At 68.2% G+C, this 17,850-nt stretch carries 18 protein-coding genes; 5 read left to right on the forward strand and 13 right to left on the reverse strand.

Annotation, left to right across the window (positions count from 1 at the left end; all coding sequences use genetic code 11):
* Positions 1 to 400: 400 nt before the first annotated feature.
* The 10 genes from EBE87_RS21815 to EBE87_RS21860 form a co-directional block, all read right to left on the reverse strand.
* On the reverse strand, positions 401 to 1,675 hold the full coding sequence (locus EBE87_RS21815; RefSeq protein WP_120637310.1) for an NAD(P)/FAD-dependent oxidoreductase: 1,275 nt from the start codon (positions 1,673 to 1,675) through the stop codon (positions 401 to 403).
* Entirely contained in the window at positions 1,672 to 1,950 is a 279-nt protein-coding gene (locus tag EBE87_RS21820; RefSeq protein ID WP_120637311.1) for a c-type cytochrome, read from the reverse strand. Before EBE87_RS21820 ends, EBE87_RS21815 begins: the two co-directional genes overlap by 4 nt.
* Complete coding sequence (gene soxA / locus EBE87_RS21825) at positions 1,947 to 2,684, reverse strand: sulfur oxidation c-type cytochrome SoxA (protein ID WP_120637312.1); 738 nt, start codon at positions 2,682 to 2,684, stop codon at positions 1,947 to 1,949. Before soxA ends, EBE87_RS21820 begins: the two co-directional genes overlap by 4 nt.
* The gene (locus EBE87_RS21830) at positions 2,681 to 3,010 is read right to left on the reverse strand and encodes a thiosulfate oxidation carrier complex protein SoxZ (RefSeq protein WP_120637313.1); all 330 of its coding nucleotides are present in this window, start codon (positions 3,008 to 3,010) and stop codon (positions 2,681 to 2,683) included. Before EBE87_RS21830 ends, soxA begins: the two co-directional genes overlap by 4 nt.
* Before the next feature lie 2 nt (positions 3,011 to 3,012).
* On the reverse strand, positions 3,013 to 3,450 hold the full coding sequence (locus EBE87_RS21835) for a thiosulfate oxidation carrier protein SoxY (RefSeq protein WP_120637314.1): 438 nt from the start codon (positions 3,448 to 3,450) through the stop codon (positions 3,013 to 3,015).
* Positions 3,447 to 3,875 (reverse strand): sulfur oxidation c-type cytochrome SoxX, encoded by a 429-nt coding sequence (gene soxX, locus EBE87_RS21840; RefSeq protein WP_147425983.1) that lies wholly within the window; start codon positions 3,873 to 3,875, stop codon positions 3,447 to 3,449. Before soxX ends, EBE87_RS21835 begins: the two co-directional genes overlap by 4 nt.
* A gap of 19 nt (positions 3,876 to 3,894) precedes the next feature.
* Positions 3,895 to 6,078 carry a xanthine dehydrogenase family protein molybdopterin-binding subunit gene (locus tag EBE87_RS21845; protein WP_120637316.1) on the reverse strand — a complete coding sequence of 728 codons (2,184 nt, stop codon included), beginning with the start codon at positions 6,076 to 6,078 and terminating at the stop codon, positions 3,895 to 3,897.
* 13 nt (positions 6,079 to 6,091) lie between these two features.
* Positions 6,092 to 6,559 (reverse strand): (2Fe-2S)-binding protein, encoded by a 468-nt coding sequence (locus EBE87_RS21850; RefSeq protein WP_120637317.1) that lies wholly within the window; start codon positions 6,557 to 6,559, stop codon positions 6,092 to 6,094.
* A 481-nt stretch (positions 6,560 to 7,040) separates the two neighbouring features.
* A complete protein-coding gene (locus EBE87_RS21855) occupies positions 7,041 to 7,805 on the reverse strand; it encodes a class II aldolase/adducin family protein (RefSeq protein ID WP_120637318.1) in 765 nt (254 codons plus the stop codon).
* Positions 7,806 to 7,866: 61 nt separating this feature from the next.
* Entirely contained in the window at positions 7,867 to 8,865 is a 999-nt protein-coding gene (locus tag EBE87_RS21860) for a succinylglutamate desuccinylase/aspartoacylase family protein (protein ID WP_158600831.1), read from the reverse strand.
* 84 nt (positions 8,866 to 8,949) lie between these two features.
* Here EBE87_RS21860 and EBE87_RS21865 point away from each other — a divergent pair, with 84 nt between their 5' ends.
* The 5 genes from EBE87_RS21865 to EBE87_RS21885 are packed head-to-tail and all read left to right on the forward strand — an operon-like array spanning position 8,950 to position 14,240.
* Positions 8,950 to 10,494 (forward strand): ABC transporter substrate-binding protein, encoded by a 1,545-nt coding sequence (locus EBE87_RS21865; RefSeq protein WP_120637320.1) that lies wholly within the window; start codon positions 8,950 to 8,952, stop codon positions 10,492 to 10,494.
* Positions 10,495 to 10,500: 6 nt separating this feature from the next.
* Positions 10,501 to 11,451, forward strand: coding sequence for an ABC transporter permease (locus tag EBE87_RS21870; RefSeq protein WP_120637321.1), 951 nt, complete (start codon positions 10,501 to 10,503; stop codon positions 11,449 to 11,451).
* On the forward strand, positions 11,438 to 12,292 hold the full coding sequence (locus EBE87_RS21875; protein ID WP_120637322.1) for an ABC transporter permease: 855 nt from the start codon (positions 11,438 to 11,440) through the stop codon (positions 12,290 to 12,292). The genes EBE87_RS21870 and EBE87_RS21875 overlap by 14 nt, the downstream gene beginning before the upstream one ends.
* The gene (locus EBE87_RS21880) at positions 12,289 to 13,254 is read left to right on the forward strand and encodes an ABC transporter ATP-binding protein (RefSeq protein WP_120637323.1); all 966 of its coding nucleotides are present in this window, start codon (positions 12,289 to 12,291) and stop codon (positions 13,252 to 13,254) included. The genes EBE87_RS21875 and EBE87_RS21880 overlap by 4 nt, the downstream gene beginning before the upstream one ends.
* Complete coding sequence (locus EBE87_RS21885; protein ID WP_120637324.1) at positions 13,251 to 14,240, forward strand: ABC transporter ATP-binding protein; 990 nt, start codon at positions 13,251 to 13,253, stop codon at positions 14,238 to 14,240. Before EBE87_RS21880 ends, EBE87_RS21885 begins: the two co-directional genes overlap by 4 nt.
* Before the next feature lie 162 nt (positions 14,241 to 14,402).
* On the opposite strand, the gene EBE87_RS21890 is transcribed toward EBE87_RS21885, so the two are convergent.
* The 3 genes from EBE87_RS21890 to EBE87_RS21900 all read right to left on the reverse strand — a co-directional run bounded on the left by EBE87_RS21890 (position 14,403) and on the right by EBE87_RS21900 (position 17,772).
* The gene (locus tag EBE87_RS21890) at positions 14,403 to 15,383 is read right to left on the reverse strand and encodes a Bug family tripartite tricarboxylate transporter substrate binding protein (RefSeq protein WP_158600832.1); all 981 of its coding nucleotides are present in this window, start codon (positions 15,381 to 15,383) and stop codon (positions 14,403 to 14,405) included.
* A gap of 116 nt (positions 15,384 to 15,499) precedes the next feature.
* On the reverse strand, positions 15,500 to 16,480 hold the full coding sequence (locus EBE87_RS21895; protein ID WP_120637326.1) for a Bug family tripartite tricarboxylate transporter substrate binding protein: 981 nt from the start codon (positions 16,478 to 16,480) through the stop codon (positions 15,500 to 15,502).
* Positions 16,481 to 16,512: 32 nt separating this feature from the next.
* Positions 16,513 to 17,772, reverse strand: a complete 1,260-nt coding sequence (locus tag EBE87_RS21900) for a metallophosphoesterase family protein (protein ID WP_120637327.1) — start codon at positions 17,770 to 17,772, stop codon at positions 16,513 to 16,515.
* Between the last annotated feature and the right edge of the window lie 78 nt (positions 17,773 to 17,850).

Raw genomic sequence — 17,850 nt, forward strand, 5'->3', positions numbered from 1 at the left:
ACCGCTGCGCCCACACCTTCATGTCCGCCATCTGCCTCGCCGCCACCGTCCTCTTCTGGATCAAGGAGTCCTGAGCCTAGGCTGAAGACCTGACCGGTATGCTGATTTGAAGCAGTTCTTCTGATCCGCTCAGCCTGGGCTACGGAGGGTGCATGAGCGGATCAGACCGGCTGAATGAGGGGCTTTGCTGTAATGGGACCCGACTTTTGCAACGGCTCCCAGCCACGACCAACACCCAGCTAAGGAAACTCTCTGTTACAGTGCATCTGCGGTAAGCTCGCCGGAGCTGCCGTGCTGACCGGATGAACCAACCATCGTGCCGACGGCGCCGTACTTCTGACGCGGCAGTAATTGGGCCTTGCTGCTCGCTTCAGGACCCAGGAAGCGTAGGCGCTGCGCGTTACGAACCGAACATGTCACGTGTGATGCTGGCGTACCAGCCATCCGCGTGCAGAGCCTCCAGCCGCCGCTGCTCTGGCAGGCCGCCACGTGGAGAGGTGCCGCCAGAGCCGGGTACCTCCAAGAAGCTTCCGGCCCCGGTATCCGCGTGGAAGATGTTCGCAACGGAAATTGCGTAGTCCGGCCCAATATGGGAATAGCAGGTGTTGACGAAAACCGGCTCCGGTGGAGCTGCGCCGCGCAGCAGGGCGGCCGCTGCGCTCACCGCAGCCTTTGCCTCGGAATTGGCGAGGAAGCCGGATTTCGGCATGGGGCCGGGAAACATCGCGTCCCCTACCACATGGATGCCCGGCGCGATGCGTGACTCCAGCGTCCGTGGGTTCACGGGCACCCAGCCCGTACTGTCGGCCAACTCGCCTTCGGTCGCGATGGCGGCAGCCGTTTGCGGCGGGATGACATTCGCCACATCCACCCGGTGGTGGGTGCCGAACTCCGTTTCCAGCACCATGGCCTCGGGGTCGACGCGCACCACACGCCCGTCATTCGTGGCCGAGACCCACTCGATCATGCCGGGATAAAGGGCCTGCCAGGCATCCTGGAACAGCGCCTGCTTGGAGAAAGTGTCTTTCGCATCGAGGGCCAGGATCTTGGAGCGCGGCTTGTGCTTCGAGAGATAGCTGGCGATCAGGCTGATCCGCTCATATGGGCCGGGAGGGCAGCGGTAGGGATTGGGCGGAATGACAAGCCCGACGACGCCACCATCCGGCATGGCTTCCAGTTGCCGCCGCAGGAGCGTGATCTGCGCGCCATCAGCGGCGATCCAGGCATGCGGCATTCGTGTTGATGCCGCCTCGTCATAACCTTCCAGCGCCTCGTAACGCAGCGCGATGCCTGGTGAGAGGATCATGCGGTCGTAGGAGAGGGTCTCGCCGCCGCCGAGGCGCAGGCGCCGCGCCACAGGGTCAAGATGGACGGCGCGGTCATGGATCACCCGCACGCCCATGGCACGCAGGCCCTCGTATCCATGGGTGATGTCCGGCAGCGCGAGGTCGCCCGCGAGGACGCGGTTGGAATAGGGGCAGGTGACGTACGACTGCCGCTGCTCCACCAGCGTCACGTCCAGCCAGGGATATTCGCGGCGTGCAAAGGATGCGGCAGTTGCACCGCCAAAGCCGCCGCCGACCACCAGCAACCGGGCCGCGGCCTGCGCATGGACGAGCGAGGGTGCGGCGAGCGTGGCACCAAGAAGAGTGCGGCGGGTGAGGGGAATCGTCATCGCAACCCTGAGAAATAGGCGGCGGCGGCGGCACTCTCCGCCTCGGTATAGCCGCGTGCGATCCGGTTCATGATGGTTGCGGGCCGCTCATTGGCGCGAAAGGCGGTCATGGCCGCGCTGAGTTCGGCCGCATCCCGTCCCGCAAGCGGCGGCACCGTTCCGGAGCCCCTGCCGCCGGGGCCATGGCAGGCCACGCAGCCCTCGGCCACGACACTCGCGGTCTGTGCCGCGGCGGAACTCGCGAGGAGCATGAGGAGGAGGGCCGCCCTGATCATCGCCGCAACCCCGGCGCCTCGATGGGCAGCCCCTTCGCACGGCTCGCCAGGAAAAGCTCCAGCGTCAGGTATTCCCGCGATCCCGGGGGAAACTGCTCCGCCCTCACGCCCAGCGAGCAGGCCCGCAGGCGGCGATGCAGCGAGCCCATCGTGTTCCATTCCAACCGGTAGGCCGGGTATCCGGTGCCGAGGCCGTTGGAGATCACATCGCCCCGCAGCCGCCGGCCTGCATTGTCGTCATGGCACTGGCCGCAGGACAGGTTCAGCTGCCCTTGCCGGGTCTGATAGAAGCGGCGCCCCTCTTCCAGGAAGGGCGCCGCAGGCCCATCCGTCGCGACCGCCACGGGCATTCCCCGGGATTGCAGCGCGATGGCGGCTGTCAGTGCCAGCAGCGCCTCGCTTTCCCGGCCAAAGCTGGCCTCCCCTTGATGCTGGGTCCGGCATCGTTCGATCCGCCCCTCCAGATCCAGCAGCTCGCCATCCGACGCGACGGCGGGATAGCGTGCGGCCACCCCCGTCATGCCGGCGATGCCCCCGTGGCAGGAGGCGCAGGGCTTCTCCCCGGCTCGCCACAAGGCCTCGCCCTCCTCCACCCAGAGCCAGCCCGGGTGACGGGAGGGGTCCTCCTGTGCCTCGCGGATCTCCGGCGAGAGGTATTCCTGCGTGGGCCGAACATCCGCGCCGCCGAGGAGGAGAGCCGTGAGCGGCAGCAGCCCTCGCCAAGCGCCGGTCATGTCACCACCAGGCGCGCCTCGCGCTGGTAGAGCGTCCCGCCGTCCTCCTCCCATGTGAAGACGAGGTCGCCCGTCTCCGTGGCGACCGTCGTGAACTCCAGATAGGGATTCGCGGCGATGCCGGGGGAGAGCGCCATGCGGAAGACCTCCTCTCCGGCATAGGTGACGCGCAGAGTATGAAGAATTTTCCGCGGCAACGGCGTCAGTCCCGGTGCGTCCACCGCGCGCTCCATAGGGTGGCGGACAAGGACGCGCACCGTCACTACCTCGCCCCGCTGCGCGGAAGGCGGAAGCGTGATCCGTGCGGTGATCGGGAGTGTCGGCATGGCTAACCCGTCTCCACGCAGGCGCCGAGCACCACGATCACATCGCGCGTTGCGCGATGGACCACGCCCCGGTTCGTCTCGGCAAGCGCCACGATCTTCTGGCTGGTGGCGAGGCGAATGCGGGTAGCGACCTCCGCCCGGCCAGCCCGCGGTGTCAGCGAGAAGGTGGCAACGAGGGGGAAGGGGTTCTTCTCGGCCAGGATGTGGATGGCGGTGACGTGGTCCTCCGTTGTCATGGGGCTATCCACGCGCACCGAGAGGTCCACCGAGTTCCCGTTCTCGGACAGCGGCGGAATGTCGAAAGCGATCGCGCCCTCATCCGGGCTGCGGTCCTTGAGGATGGCGCGCAGCGCTCCGGCGAAATCCGCCGCCGCCGCCTCGGAAGCACCGGCAAGCAGTAGGGGAACCGCCAGCACGGCACGGCGAGACAGCACCGTCATCGCTCCGGCGCCTCCAGCGCGCTTAGGTAAGCCACCACGTCCTCCACCTCCTGCGCCGTCAGCACCGGGCGGCCGCGGTATCGCGGATCCACCCGCAGCAACCCTTCCGTGCGGTGATAGGCTGGCATGATCGCCTGCGGGTTCCACAAGGTCGGGTCCACCACGCGAAGCCGGATCTGCCCCGGATTCAGGCGCGACCCCACCCCGGCGAGCGGGGGCCCGACCTCTCCCATAAAGCGCTCGGCCGTACCAGGAATGCTGTGGCAGATCAGGCAATTGGCCGTCTCCCGGTTCCGTACGACCACCTCACCCCGTGCCCGGTCACCCCGCAGCCCGTCCAGTGGCACTTCGATGGCATCCTCCGTCACCGCGAAGGATGCCACCTGTCCGGCTGCAGGCATGGCCAGAAGGAACAAGGCCAGCATGGGCGCGGTGCCCTGCACTTCAGGTCCGCTGTCGCAGTTGATCCCCCAGCGGCATGTTGCGGATGCGCCGGCCGGTTCCCGCGAAGACGGCGTTCAGCACCGCCGGCGCCGCGACCATGATGGTCGGCTCACCCACGCCGCCCCAGAAGCCGCCGGAGGGCATGACGATGGTCTCGACCTCCGGCATCTCATCGATCCGCATCACGTTATAGGTGTCGAAATTCGTCTGCTCGATCGCGCCGTCCTTCACCGTGCAGGCGCCATAGAGCATGGCGGAAAGGCCATAGACGAAGGACCCTTCCACCTGCATCTCGATCTGCCGGGGGTTCACCGCGTGGCCGCAATCCGTCGCGGCCACGATGCGGTGCACCCGCAACTGCCCCTTGTCGCTGACGGAAACCTCGGCCGCGGCGGCGACATAGCTGCCGAAGCCCATTTGCTGCGCGATGCCGCGATGGATGCCGGCCGGTGCCGGCTTGTCCCAGCCGATCCGCTCCGCCACCGCGTTCAGCACGGCCAGATGCTTCGGGTGGTTCGCCATCAGTGAGCGGCGCAGCGCCAGCGGGTCCTGGTTGGTCGCATGCGCCACCTCGTCCAGGAAGCATTCGAGGTAGATGGCGTTCTGGTTGTGGTTCACGCCCCGCCAGAAATGGGCGGGCACATGCGGGTTCCGCATCGCGTGATCGATCAGCAGGTTGGGAAAGGTATAGCCGATGGCGCCTTCCGCCCCCCCCGCGTTCAGCCCCTGGAACTGCACCGGGTCGCGCCCGTTCTGCAGGCCGCCCGGGAAGGCGGTGGACAGGATGGACTGGCCAGAGATGCGCATGTGCAGCCCGACGATCCGGTTCTCCGCGTCCAGGCCCGCAACGAGGCGGCATTTGGTGACGGGGTGGTAGCGCCCCTGCACCATGTCCTCCTCACGCGTCCACATGGTCTTGACCGGGGTGCCCGGCACCTGCCGCGCGATCAGGATCGCATCCGCCAGCCAATCGTGCACCGTGCGCCGGCCGAAGCCGCCGCCGAGGTCCACGCGATGGATGTCGCAGGCCGTCTGCGGCAGGCCCGCCGCCTGGGAGGCAGCGGCCAGCGCCGCCTCGCCGTTCTGGGTCGGGCACCAGACGTCGCAGCGTTCGGCCGTCCAGACCACCGTGGCGTTCATCGGCTCCATCGGAGCGTGGTTCTGGTAGGGGTAGGAGTAGGTCGCCTCCACCCGCCGGGCCGCGCCCGCGATGGCCGCCCGCGCGTCGCCCTGCTGGTTGCCGATAAAGGCCTCGGGCGCCGTGAGCCCCTCGTCCAGCATTGCCGAGATGGTCTCGGAGGAGACGCGGCCATTCTCGCCAGTGTCCCATTCCACCGGCAGCGCATCGAGCGCAGTCTTGGCTTGCCAGAAGGTGTCGGCCACCACCGCCACGGCGGCATCACCCACCTTCAGGACATGGCGCACCCCGGGCATGCCGGATACCGCCGCAGCATCGAAGGACTGCACCGTGCCGCCGAAGACAGGGCAGCGCTTCGGCACCGCGATCAGCATGCCCGGCATCCGCAGGTCCTGGCCATAGACCAGCTTGCCCGTGGTCTTGTCCGCGGTATCCAGGCGCGGGAGAGGCTTGCCGATCACCGCCCACTGCGCCGGGTCCTTCAGCGGCACATCCGATGGCGGGGTCAGGCGCGATGCTTCCGTCACCACCTCGGCATAGCGCAGCGTGCGGCCGCTGCCGGCATGGGTGATGACACTGTCCTTGGCGGAGCATTCGGCGGCCGGCACGCCCCAGCGGGCGGCCGCGGCCTCGGTCAGCATCATCCGCGCCGCCGCGCCGCCCTTGCGGACGATCTCCTGGCTCGACCGGATCCCCTGGCTGCCGGCAGTCAGGAAGTTGCCCCAGACCCGGTTCCGGGCCAGGCTTTGCCCCGGCGTGACATATTCCGTGGAGAGCTTCGACCAGTCGCAGTGCATCTCCTCCGCGAACATCTGCGCGAGACCCGTCCGGACGCCCTGGCCCATCTCGGTCTTCGCCATCCGCAGCACCACCCGGCCATCGGGATGGATCACCACCCAGGCGTTCAGCTCGGGCTGGGAGCCGGCGGCGGGAAGCCCCTGCGCCAAGGCCTGACGCGAGGGCAGATGGAACCCCAGCAGCACCGCCCCGGCGGCACCCTTCAACAGGCCGCGGCGGGAGGGACGTATGGCTTCATGCATCGTCATGTCGTGCCCTCCCTCAGCCTGCAGTGGCGCCGCCGGCGGCGGCGGCCTGATGGATGCCCGCGCGCACCCTTCTATAGGTGCCGCAGCGGCAGATGTTGGTGATGGCCTCGTTGATCTCCTCATCCGTCGGGCGCGGCTTCTCGGCCAGCAGCGCGGCGGCGGCCATGATCATGCCGGACTGACAGAAGCCGCATTGCGGCACGTCCAGCGCGCGCCAGGCGACCTGGAGGGGATGGCTGCCATCGGGCGAGAGGCCCTCGATGGTCACGATCTTCTGCTCCTCGGTCACGGCCGAGACCGGGAGGACGCAGGAGCGGACAGCCTGCCCGTCCAGATGCACGGTGCAGGCACCGCATTGGGCAACGCCGCAGCCGTATTTCGTGCCGGTGAGGCCGATATGCTCGCGAATGGCCCAGAGCAGGGGGGTATCCGGGTCGGCATCCACCTGCACGCTTTGCCCGTTGATGTTCAGCGTCGCCATCTTGGTGTCCTCTCCTGCGCGGACTGTCGCCGCGCTGTTCCTGCAACTATCGGCAAGGCCGCACCTGGGCCGCAACGCCGAAGTGGTTTCTCGCCACGTCTCGCGCCAAAATGATCGCTGAAGGCTTCGGAGACGGTCGTTACATTACGTTCGACTACACGCACCTTGCCGGGGCCGAACCATGTGCCAGGCCTTCACGCCACGATCCGTACGCATATCTCCTTGAGCGAATCAGAAAAAGTCGCCTTAGGTCAGGATGCTGATCAGGTTCTCAGCTTGGCGTGCCACGGTGAGCCAATGGCTATTGTTGGGAGTGAGCACTTCCCGCAGCGCGTGGAGCTTTGAACCGGCGGCAGTCTCTGCGGCGCAACCGGGGGTTTCGTCCGGCCGGAAGCCGCAGCACGGCAAGCCGTGAAGACTTGGCGTTGCTGCGGATCATCCTTTCTCAGCCAAAGGCGCCAGCGCAAGACTTGATGAACTATCAGGTTGCATAGTCGGGCTCCTCGCGGTCAAGCACCCGGCGCCAAGCGTTCAAATGCAGCCGGGCATCGATCTTGTCGCCCCATGTGCCGTGCCAGTGGCGGCGCAGGCGGTCCGGTAGCGTATGCATCGGCTGCCCGGTGGACATGGCCGTCATCTGGTACATCGCCGTACGCTCCGCGATGAAGCATTCGTCGAAGGCGTCGTGCACCGTGGGGCCCACCACCGTCACGCCATGGCCGCGCATCACCATGACCGACTTGTTGCCCATCAGCCGGGCGATGCGGTCGCCTTCCTCGTTCTGGTGTACCGGCTCGTCGCCTTCATGGTCATAGACCACGCGGTCGTTCAGCAGCAGGTTGTTGTGGTGCGACAGGTGCAGCTCCGCATCCCGCAGCAGCGACAGGGCGGTCAGCCAGCGCGGGTGGACATGCACCACGCATTTCGCTTCAGGGTTCTGCAGGTGGATGCGCGCATGGATATGGAAGGCCACCTTGCGCAATTCGCCGCTGCCCTGCAGCACCTTGCCGTCCAGGTCGCAGATGATCAGGTCGCTGGCCTTCAGCTCCTGGAACAGGTAGCCGCGCGGGTTGATCAGGAAGCGGGGCGGTCCGTCGCCAGGCAGCATCAGGGAGTTGTGGTTGCCGATCTGCTCGTTCCAGCCCTCCCGCGCCGCGACGCGAAAGACCGCCGCCATGTCGCGGCGAAGCTCCCATTCCTGTTCCTCGGCCTCGCTTCCGCTCAGCGCTTCGATCACAGCCGCCATCGATGCCTCCCAAGGCTACGGAAGGGCAGCATGGTATGGCGGGGCAGCGCAGGTCTACAATTTATAAATCATGCGCAACGATGGCCACGGGGTCGCCGGCCCGCACCCGACCGGCGAAGCGCACGCACCAGAGCAGGCCGGAACTGCCATAGGCGAGGGGGATGGCGTCGCGGCCCGGCGCCTCGGTCAGGTGCAGCCGCCCGGCGGGGGCACCGGCTTCCACGGCGCTGCCCAGCGGATCGGCGGCCTCCCAGATGCCGTCCTGCGGCGCGAAGACATAGTCGGAGAAGTCCGGCACCGTCATGCGCCGTGAAGGGCCATAGGGCCCTGCCTCAGGCTGCCCTGGCAGCACGCCGGCATGGCGCAGCACGTTGGTGGCGCCGCGCCGCGTGATGGCCAGGTTGCCCGCGTGCAGCCGGCCGCCGCCACCCAGCTCGGAAGACAGCGCCACGATGCCGCGCCGCTCGGCGGAGGCCAGCAGGGTCGGGCCGGCATTCACCTCCCGCAGCACCATGGTGATGGGGGCGCCGAAGGCATCGGCCATGTCCAGCGTGCGCCGCATCATCTCCGGCTCGTCCAGCGCGTGGCCGACGGCGCAGGGCAGGATATCCATGCCCGTGCCGCCGGAATGCAGGTCCATCTGGAAGTCGCAGAGCGGCAGCAGCACGCTGTCCACAAAATGCGCCAGCACCTGGGCGAAGGTGCCGAAGGGGTCGCCGGGGAAGCAGCGGTTGAAGTCGCGGCCATCGATGGGCGAGAGGCGCTTGCCGGCGGCGCAGGCGGGGTAATGCATCGCCGGCAGCAGGATGACGCGGCCCTGCACCTCCTCCGCCCGCAGGCTGCGGGCGAGGTCCAGCAGAGCGACCTGGCCCTCGTATTCGTCGCCGTGGTTGCCGGCAGTCAGCAGCACGGTTGGGCCGCTGCCATTGGCGACGGACACGATCGGCACCAGCTCGGTGCCCCAGCCGCTGTCGTCGCGGGAGCGCGGTACCCGGAGATGGCCGACCTGCTTGCCATTCTTGCCGAGATCCAATTCCGCCACGACCGGACTTGCTGCCATCGAGCCTCTCCCGAAAAGGATTGATTGATGCAAACTATAAACGAAGGCTAGCATCCCACGCAGAAGATGGGAGAGGGCTCGACCATGCTGACGCGACGGGATCTCGGCCTCGCTGCGGGTGGATTGGTGGTTCTTCCGGGGCTGGCGCGGCCCGCGCTGGCGCAGCGCGCCGGCGGCAACCTGGTCATGGCGCAACAGGCCCAGCCGCCGACGCTGGATGCACAGGTCACCACTGCGCAGGCTGCGCGCAACATCTCGCTGCATCTCTATGAGACGCTCTATGCCCGCGACGAGGCCGGCAACCCGGTGCCGGACCTGGCGGAGGGCGTGGATATTTCCCCCGACGGTCTGACCTACCGCTTCGCCCTGCGGGAAGCGCGCTTCCACAACGGCAAGCCGATGACCTCGGCCGATGCGAAGGCCAGCCTGCTGCGCTACGGCCGCGTCGGCGGCTCGGCCTTCATCATGCAGCCGGTGGATGCCATCGACACGCCGGACGCCCGCACGGTGGTGGTGCGCATGAAGGCGCCTTCGCCGGGCTTCATCGCCGGCATTTCCTCCCCCCGCGCGCCCTGCGCCATCATGCCGGAGGAGGAAGCGGGCAAGGACGCCAACAAGAACGAGGCGATCGGCACCGGCCCCTACCGCTTCGTGGAATACCGGCCCGACAGCCATGTGCAACTGACGCGCTTCGGCGACTATGTGCAGAACCGCGCCTACCAGGGCATGGACGGCTTCGCCGGCCGCAAGGTGCCGAATGTCGAGAACATCACCATCCGCTTCGTGGCCGAGGGCGGTGCGCGCACGGCCGGGTTGCAGGCGGGCGAGATGCATATCCTGGAAGCCATCGCGGTGCCGGCAGCGGAGCGGCTGCGCTCAGATGCCTCGCTGAAGATGCATGAGATGATGCCCTGGTCCTTTCAGACGCTCATGCTCAACCTGGCGCAGCCGCCGATGGACAATCCGGCCTTCCGCCGCGCCCTGCAGGCGGCGCTGGACCTAGAGGAGATCATGGCGATCTCCACCGACGGCCTCTACCGCATGACGCATGGCTGGCAGCACCCCGGCACCACCTATTTCGCCGGCGATGCCGGCAAGCAAATGTACAACATCAACAACAAGGACCGCGCCAAGGCCCTGCTGAAGGAAGCGAACTACAAGGGGGAGGAGATCGTCCTTCTTGGCGACAGCAGCTTCAAGAACCACAACGATACCATCGTCACCGCGGCCGAGCAGCTGCGCGGCATCGGCATCAATGTGCGCGTGAACATCACGGACTGGCCCACCGCCTTCAGCCAGCGCACGCAGCGCAGCGGCTGGCATGTCTGGGCGCTGATGCTGGGCATCGAGCCCTATGAAGGGCCTTATGGCGTCGTCGGCTTCTTCTCCGGCCACGCGCCGGTGCAGCATGTGCGGGACGAGGTGATCGAGGACTGCCAGCGCCGTCTGACGACGGGCCTGAAGGAGGAGGAGCGCAAGCAGGCCGTGGTAGATTTCCAGAAGCGCATGTACGACGAGGCCATCGCCATCAAATGCGGCGATGTCGGCATCGTGCAGGCCACGCGGGCGCAGGTGCGCGACTACAAGCCCTATCGCATTCCCCGCATGTGGGGGGTGTCGCTCGGTTAGCCCGGCATGTTGAGGTATGCGGCGGGACGGTTGGTGTCGGCGCTGCCGGTGCTGCTGCTCGTCTCGCTGATGTCCTTCGCCATCGTCTGGATCGTACCGGGTGACGTGGCCTCGGAAATGGCGGGTCCGACCGCGACGGCCGAGGAACTGGCGCAGCTGCGGGACCGCCTGGGGCTGAACAAGCCCTGGCCCGACCAGCTTCTGGGCTGGTACAGCGCGCTGGCGGTGGGGGATCTCGGCCAGAGCATCCTGCTGCGCCAGGGCGTCGGCGCCGCCATCCTGGAGCGGCTGCCGGTGACGCTGTCCCTGACCTTCCTGGCGCTGGCCATCGCCCTGGTCCTCGGCACGGCGCTGGGGGTTCTGGCCGCCGTGCGGGCGGGGCAGGGGGCGGACCGGCTGGCCATGGGCGCGGCGCTGATCGGCTTCTCGCTGCCGGATTTCTGGCTGGGGCTGGTGCTGATGTACGTGCTGGCCGTGCAACTGGCCTGGCTGCCGACCGGCGGCTTCGTGCCCTTCAGCCAGGACCCGCTGGGCTGGCTGCGCTTCATGGTGCTGCCGGCGGGCACCCTGGCCCTGTCCCAGATGGGCCTTTTCGCCCGCATGACCCGCGCCGCCATGCTGGAAGTGCTGTGCCAGGACTACGTCCGCACGGCGCGTGCCAAGGGCATGCCAGGCTGGGTGGTCATCGGCAAACATGCCTTCCGCAACGCGCTGATCCCGGTGGTGACGGTGGCCGGCATCGCCTCCGGTGTGCTGCTGGGTGGGGCCGTGGTGATCGAGCAGGTCTTCAGCCTGCCAGGGGTGGGGCGGCTGATCATCGGCGCCATCCAGCGGCGGGATTATCCGGTGATTCAGGGCGGGCTGCTGCTGACCGCGACCATCTTCGTCCTCGTCAACCTCGCGGTGGACCTGCTCTACGCCTGGCTCGACCCAAGGATCCGCCATGGCCGTGGCTAAGCGTGTGCCGGGCACATGGTCCCGGCTGCTGGCGCATCCTTCCTTTCGCCTGGGCCTGGTGCTCTTCGCGCTGGTCGCGCTCTGCGGGCTGCTGGCGGCCTGGCTGGCGCCGTATGACCCGTTGCGGAACAACTTCCGCGCCCGGCTGGTGGCACCGGGAGAGGCGCATTGGCTGGGCACCGACCGCTTTGGCCGCGATATCCTCAGCCGCACGCTCTACGGCGCGCAGGTCTCGCTGCGCATCGGGCTGGCGGTGGCCGGCGTCACGGCGCTGGTGGGTGGCGCGGTGGGCGCGCTGGCGGGCTTCGCGCGACGGCTGGACGGGCCGCTGATGCGCTTCATGGATGCACTGATGGCCTTTCCGGCGGTGCTGCTAGCGATTGCCCTGGCGGCGGCGCTGGGGCCTTCCGAGGTCAACGCGATCCTGGCGCTGAGCATCGCCTATGTGCCGCGCACCGCCCGCGTGATGCGCGCGGGTGTCATGGTAGTGCGGGAATTCCCCTTCGTGGAAGGCGCGCAGGCCATCGGCGCTTCCTCCACCCGCGTGCTGCTGCGGCATGTGCTGCCGAATGCCCTGGCGCCGCTGGTGGTGCAGCAGACCTATGTCTTCGCCCTCGCGGTGCTGGCGGAAGCGGTGCTCTCCTTCCTCGGCGTCGGCCCGCCGCCGCCGACGCCGACGCTGGGCGGCATCATCTCGGAAGGGCGTGACTACATCCAGGAAGCGCCCTGGATCTCCATCGTGCCCGGCATCGGTATCGCGTTGACGGTGCTGGGGCTGAACCTGATGGGGGATGGGCTGCGCGACGCCCTCGACCCCCGTCTGCGGGACGCTGTGCGGTGACCGCGCCGCTGCTCTCGGTGCGGGACCTCTCCGTCACCTTTGGCCCGGTGCGGGTGCTGGAAGGCCTGTCCTTCGACCTGGCGCAAGGGGAGGTGCTGGGCGTCGTCGGCGAAAGCGGCAGCGGGAAATCCATGACGGCGCTGGCCATCATGGGACTGCTGCCGCGCGGCGGGCGTGTTGTCGCCGGGCGCGCGGTGCTGGAGGGGCAGGAGGTCACCGCGCTGCCGGAACGCGACCTGCAGCGCCTGCGCGGCGCCCGCATGGCGATGATCTTCCAGGAGCCGATGACCAGCCTGAACCCGGTACTGACAGTGGGGGAACAGGTGGCGGAGGTGCTGCGCCAGCATCGCGGCATGAACCGCCGCGCCGCCCATGCCGAGGCGGTGAAGCTGCTGCGGCTGGTCGAGATCCCGGCCGCCGAGCGGCGGGTGGATGACTACCCCCACCAGCTTTCCGGCGGCCAGCGGCAGCGCGCCATGATCGCGATTGCCCTGGCCTGCCGCCCCAGGCTGCTGATCGCGGATGAGCCGACCACGGCGCTGGATGCCACCGTGCAGGCAGGAATTCTCGATCTCCTGCGTGGATTGCAGCGGGAATTCGGCATGGCGGTGCTGCTGATCACCCATGACCTTGGCGTCGTTGCCGATTTCGCCGACCGTGTGCTGGTGATGTATGCCGGGCGGGTTGCCGAGACGGGGCCGGCGGCTGCCCTCTTCGCGCATCCGCAGCATCCCTATACCCGTGCGTTGCTGGCAGCCATTCCCCGCCTCACCGGGCCGATCGCCGGGCTGCCCTCCATCCCCGGCGTGGTGCCCAGCCCCATGGATTTCCCGGCCGGATGCCGTTTCGCGCCACGGTGTCCCCATGCTCATCTTGAATGCACGCTGGCACCGCCGCCGCTGGTGCCCTTGCCGGATGGCGTCGCGGCAGCCTGCATCCTGCACCTGGAGCGCGCTTCATGACGGATGTGCCGCTGATCGAGGCGCGTGGCCTCCACAAGACTTTTCCAGGCGGGGTGCATGCCGTGGACGGCGTGGACCTGCGGCTGCGGGCCGGAGAAACGTTGGGACTGGTCGGTGAATCCGGCTGCGGCAAATCGACCATGGCCCGGCTGCTGCTGCGCCTTATCGAACCGGACGAGGGGGTGCTGCACTTCCGTGGAGAGGACCTGCGCGCCCTCGGCGCAACGCGCCTGCGCCAGATGCGGCGCGACATGGGCATCATCTTCCAGGACCCTTTCGGCAGCCTCAATCCCCGCATGACGGTGTCGCAGCTGCTGGCGGAACCGCTGGTTGTGCATGGCATCGGCAACCGCGCGGCGCGGGCGCAACGGGTGGCGGAACTCCTGACGCTGGTGGGGCTGCTGCCGGAGCATGCGGCGCGTTATCCGCACGAGTTCAGCGGCGGGCAAAGGCAACGTATCGCCATCGCGCGCGCCTTGGCCAGCCGTCCTGCGCTGCTGGTCTGCGACGAGCCGACCAGCGCCCTCGATGTTTCCATCCAGGCGCAGGTGCTGAACCTACTAGGCGACCTGCAGCATCGGCTGGCGCTGGGCGTGTTGTTCGTAAGCCACAACCTGGCGGCCGTGCGGCACCTCGCCCCAAGGGTCGCGGTGATGTACCTGGGCCGCGTGGTGGAGGAAGCGCCGCGGGAGGCCATCTTCTCCAACCCGCAGCATCCCTACACGCAGGCGCTGATATCGGCCGTGGTGGACCCTGGCGCACCGCCCCGGCGCCGGATCGTGCTGCGCGGGGAGGTGCCCAGCCCGGCCAACCCGCCCAGCGGCTGCGGCTTCCGCACCCGCTGCCTGCGCGCCCAGCGCCGTTGCGCCGAGGAGAAGCCCTATCTGACCGAGCAGGGACCCCGCCATCTGGCTGCCTGCCACTTCCCCGGCCAGTACACCATGGCGGAGCTGGAGCGTGCAGGCACGGCGCCCGCCCATAGCTGATGCCGTGGCGCAGCAATGGTGCGCGGCGCCGGGGAACTTGCGATCTGCATGCGGCGGTTCATGCCGCTGCGGGAACACCCACCACTGCTGCAGCGAAGACAATGAAGGTCCGGCGTTCAGGCCTTCAGCATGAGAACGGCCCTCTGAGGAGCGGCCTGCTGCCTACTCGATCCGCATGCCTGTCTGCCGCACGAAGCGGGCGAAGCGGTCCGTCTCTGCCGCCATGTAGCTGGCAAATTCCTCCGGGGAGGAAGGCCGTGGCTCCAGCCCGTTGCGGGCGCACCATTCTGCCATGGCCGGGTCCGTCATCACCGCCCGCAGGTCGGCGTTCAGCCGCTCCTGCTGCGCCGGCGGCAGGCCGGCGGGCGCCAGCAGCCCCAGCCAGGTCACGAAGAGGTAGCCGTCCAGCCCGGCCTCGGCCATGGTGGGCACATCCGGCAGCAGCGCGGCGCGCTGGCGGCCCGTGACAGCCAGAGCCCGCACGCCCCGCGACTGGATATTGGGCATGGCGGTGATCAGGGTGTCGAACATGCCCTGGATCTTGCCGCTCAGCAGATCGGTATTCGAGGCAGCAGCGCCGCGATAGGGCACGTGCAGGATCTCCACCCCGGCATCGGCCTTGTAGAGTTCCAGCGCCCGGTGCGATGCCCCGCCATTGCCGGATGAACCAAACGCCAATGCCTCCGGATGCGCCTTGGCATAGGCGGTCAGCTCGGCAAGGCTATTGGCCGGCACGGAAGGGTGCACTGTCAGGGCCAAAGGGGATTCAATCAGCAGGCCGAGCGGCGTGAAATCCCGCACCGGATCATAGTTCAAGCGGGGATAAAGGCTGACATTCATGGCATGCGTGCCGGCGAAGCCCACATAGAGCGTGTCGCCATCTGGCGCGGCGCGGGCCGCGATCTCGGCTGCCAGGTTGCCGCCCGCACCGGGGCGGTTGTCCACGACCACGGGGCGGCCCTGCCGCTGCCCCATTGCATCCGCCACTCGCCGGGCAACAAGGTCCGTGATGCCGCCAGGCGGGTAGGGCACGATGAGACGGATAGGCTTACCGCCCTGAGCTGAGGCACGGCGGGCGGGCCACAGTGCTGGAAGGCTGAGGCCGCTGGCGAGAACGAGGCGGCGAGGCAGTTGTTCGGGCATGTTCAGGTTTCCTCCGCCGCCAATATACACCATATATATGACCTTTAGGACTATCGCGGATCACATCATGCCCGACCGCCGCCTTGGCCATGGGCCAGTGAGGCAATCTTGGGGTGCTAGCCGCTGGTGATGTTGTTCTTGCGCGCCACCTCGCCCCAGCGCGCATGGTCGGCGCGGACGCGTCGGTCGAAAGCCTCGGCCGTGCCGCCGCCGACAACCGCGCCCTGGGCCTCGATGCGCTCGCGGACATTCGGGTCGCGCAGGGCCTCGTTCACGGCGGCATTCATGCGCGCGACCATCTCAGGCGGCGTACCCTGCGGGGCCGAGATGCCGGTCCAGGCACCGACGACGAAATCACCGATCCCCTGCTCGCCGCCGGTCGGGATGTCGGGGAAGGCGGAAACGCGCTGCGTGCTTGTCGCCATCACGCCACGAACCTGGCGGCCGTTCAGCGCCGGTGCCATGACGGAAAGGGAGTCGGTCATCACCGGGAAGCGGCCGGCCAGGAAATCCTGCAAGGCAGGGCCGCTGCCGCGATAGGGAATAGGCTGCAGCTCCGGCAATCCCATCCGCGAGCGGAAAAGCTCCATCGCCAGGTGCGGCAGGCTGCCGGAGGCCGGGATGCCGTAGTCGATCATGGCCGGCTGCGCCTTGATCCAGGCCACCAGCTCAACGGCATTCGCCACGGGCACCGACGGATGCACGCAATAGGCCAGCGGCGCGTCCAGGATCATGCAGACATTGATCAGGTCGAGCGGGTCGAGGCCCGTCGGTGGGAAGGTATGCGGGTTGATCACCATCGGGCTCGAATTCGAGGCCAGGAAGGTGTAGCCGTCCGGCCGCGAGCGTAGCACGGCTTCCAGCCCGAGATTGCCGCCGGCTCCGCCCCGGTTCTCGATCACGACCGGCTGGCCGAGTGCCTTGCTGATGCCAGCCTGCACGATGCGGGCGGCGAAATCCGTCTGGCCGCCGGGCGGATAGCCCACCACCAGCGTGATCGGGCGGCTCGGCCATGCCTGGGCGAGGGCCGGCTTCGCCAATGCGGCGGCGCCAGCGCCGAGCAGCAGGCGCCGGGACAGTGTGGGGCGTGCGGTCATTCTGGCTTTCCTTCCCTGTTCTTCTGGGCGGGTTACAGGCCGGCAGCCGCCAGGATGGCCTCGCCATCCGGCATCGGGCCGCCAAGGTCCGGGCTGGCGGCGCCCGCGGCAACAGCGGCCGCGCGGCGGGCGGGATCGGTCGTCAGCAGGGTGACCTCCGCCGGCGCGATGCCGAACAGCGCGGCGAGGCGCGGCACCAGTTCCGGCTCCCGCGTGATGGCCTCGGCGGGAAGGCGGCGGCCGGGCTGCTCGCCCTGGGGCAGGTAGATGCACAGCGCATCGGCCTGTCCGACATTCGCCGGCAGATCCTGGAAAAACGCGTCATGGGCGTACTGGACGCCGCGCCAGGTGGCCGCGTCGGTCTCCGGCGCATGCCAAGGGGAAGCGATGGCGAGATGTCCCATGCCAGCGAGTCCGGCCACGATCCGTCCCATGTCGGGGCGCGGCGTCAGGCGGCTTGCGGTGCCCGGCGGCAAGGTCAGCAGACCCGGGCGGTCCAGGATGGTCAGGCGGGTGTCGGGCGAAAAGGAGGCGCCCAGCTCCTCCTCCTGCATGGCCACCGGCTGCCCGGGCTCGATGCGGAAGACGCGGTAGCGGTGCGGCGGCTCGCAGAAGGCGGGGCAGCCGCCCATCAGGGCATTGCCGAGCTGCACCATCGGCGTGCCCTCGTGCCAGTGGCCGGAGAGCAGCAGGCGGCGGCCGGGCGCCTCCGCCACGCGCCGCGCGATGTCGTCGGCATCGCCGTAGAGCAGCGGGTAATGGTAATCGACATGCGGCCGGACAAGGAAATGCTGAAGGTGGACCTCATCGGTCTCCTCCGTCGCCGCGGCGATCACCTGCTCGAAGTGCCGCCGCGGCGTGCCGATGCGGAGGGCCTGGTTGCCGGCCTGCTCCCAGTCGTGGAAGGCATGCACCGCGAGTGGGCCGAAGTGCCTCGTGACCGGCTCCGAGCCGAAGACCACGTCGAAGGTGGGGCCATGGTCGTGGTTGCCGGGCAGCACCATCCAGGGCCGCCCCAGGGATTCGAGCCAGCGGCGCACCAGCCAATAATCGGCCAACGCGCCCTGCGTGAGCGCCCGCAGGTCGTAGCCCGGTTCTCGGTCGAGCAGCGCGTGGGGAACGTCGAGCAGATCGCCAGTGACAGCCACCAGATCGGGAGCCACGGCCTCGATGCGCTCGGCCAGCTTGGCGAGGAGCGACGGCATGTGCCGCGACAGCCGATGAACATGGCCGTTATGGCCGGGCAGAGCCTGGCGCAGGTGCAGGTCGGTGACGTGAAATATGGTGGTCATGCTGTTCCTCGCCGCGGCGGAAGCCCGCCCGAGTCTTGGCTGACGGGATAGAAGTATGAAATATTGTGCTATGGAAGA

This window comes from Teichococcus wenyumeiae (assembly GCF_003696345.1).
Lineage (GTDB): Bacteria > Pseudomonadota > Alphaproteobacteria > Acetobacterales > Acetobacteraceae > Pseudoroseomonas > Pseudoroseomonas wenyumeiae.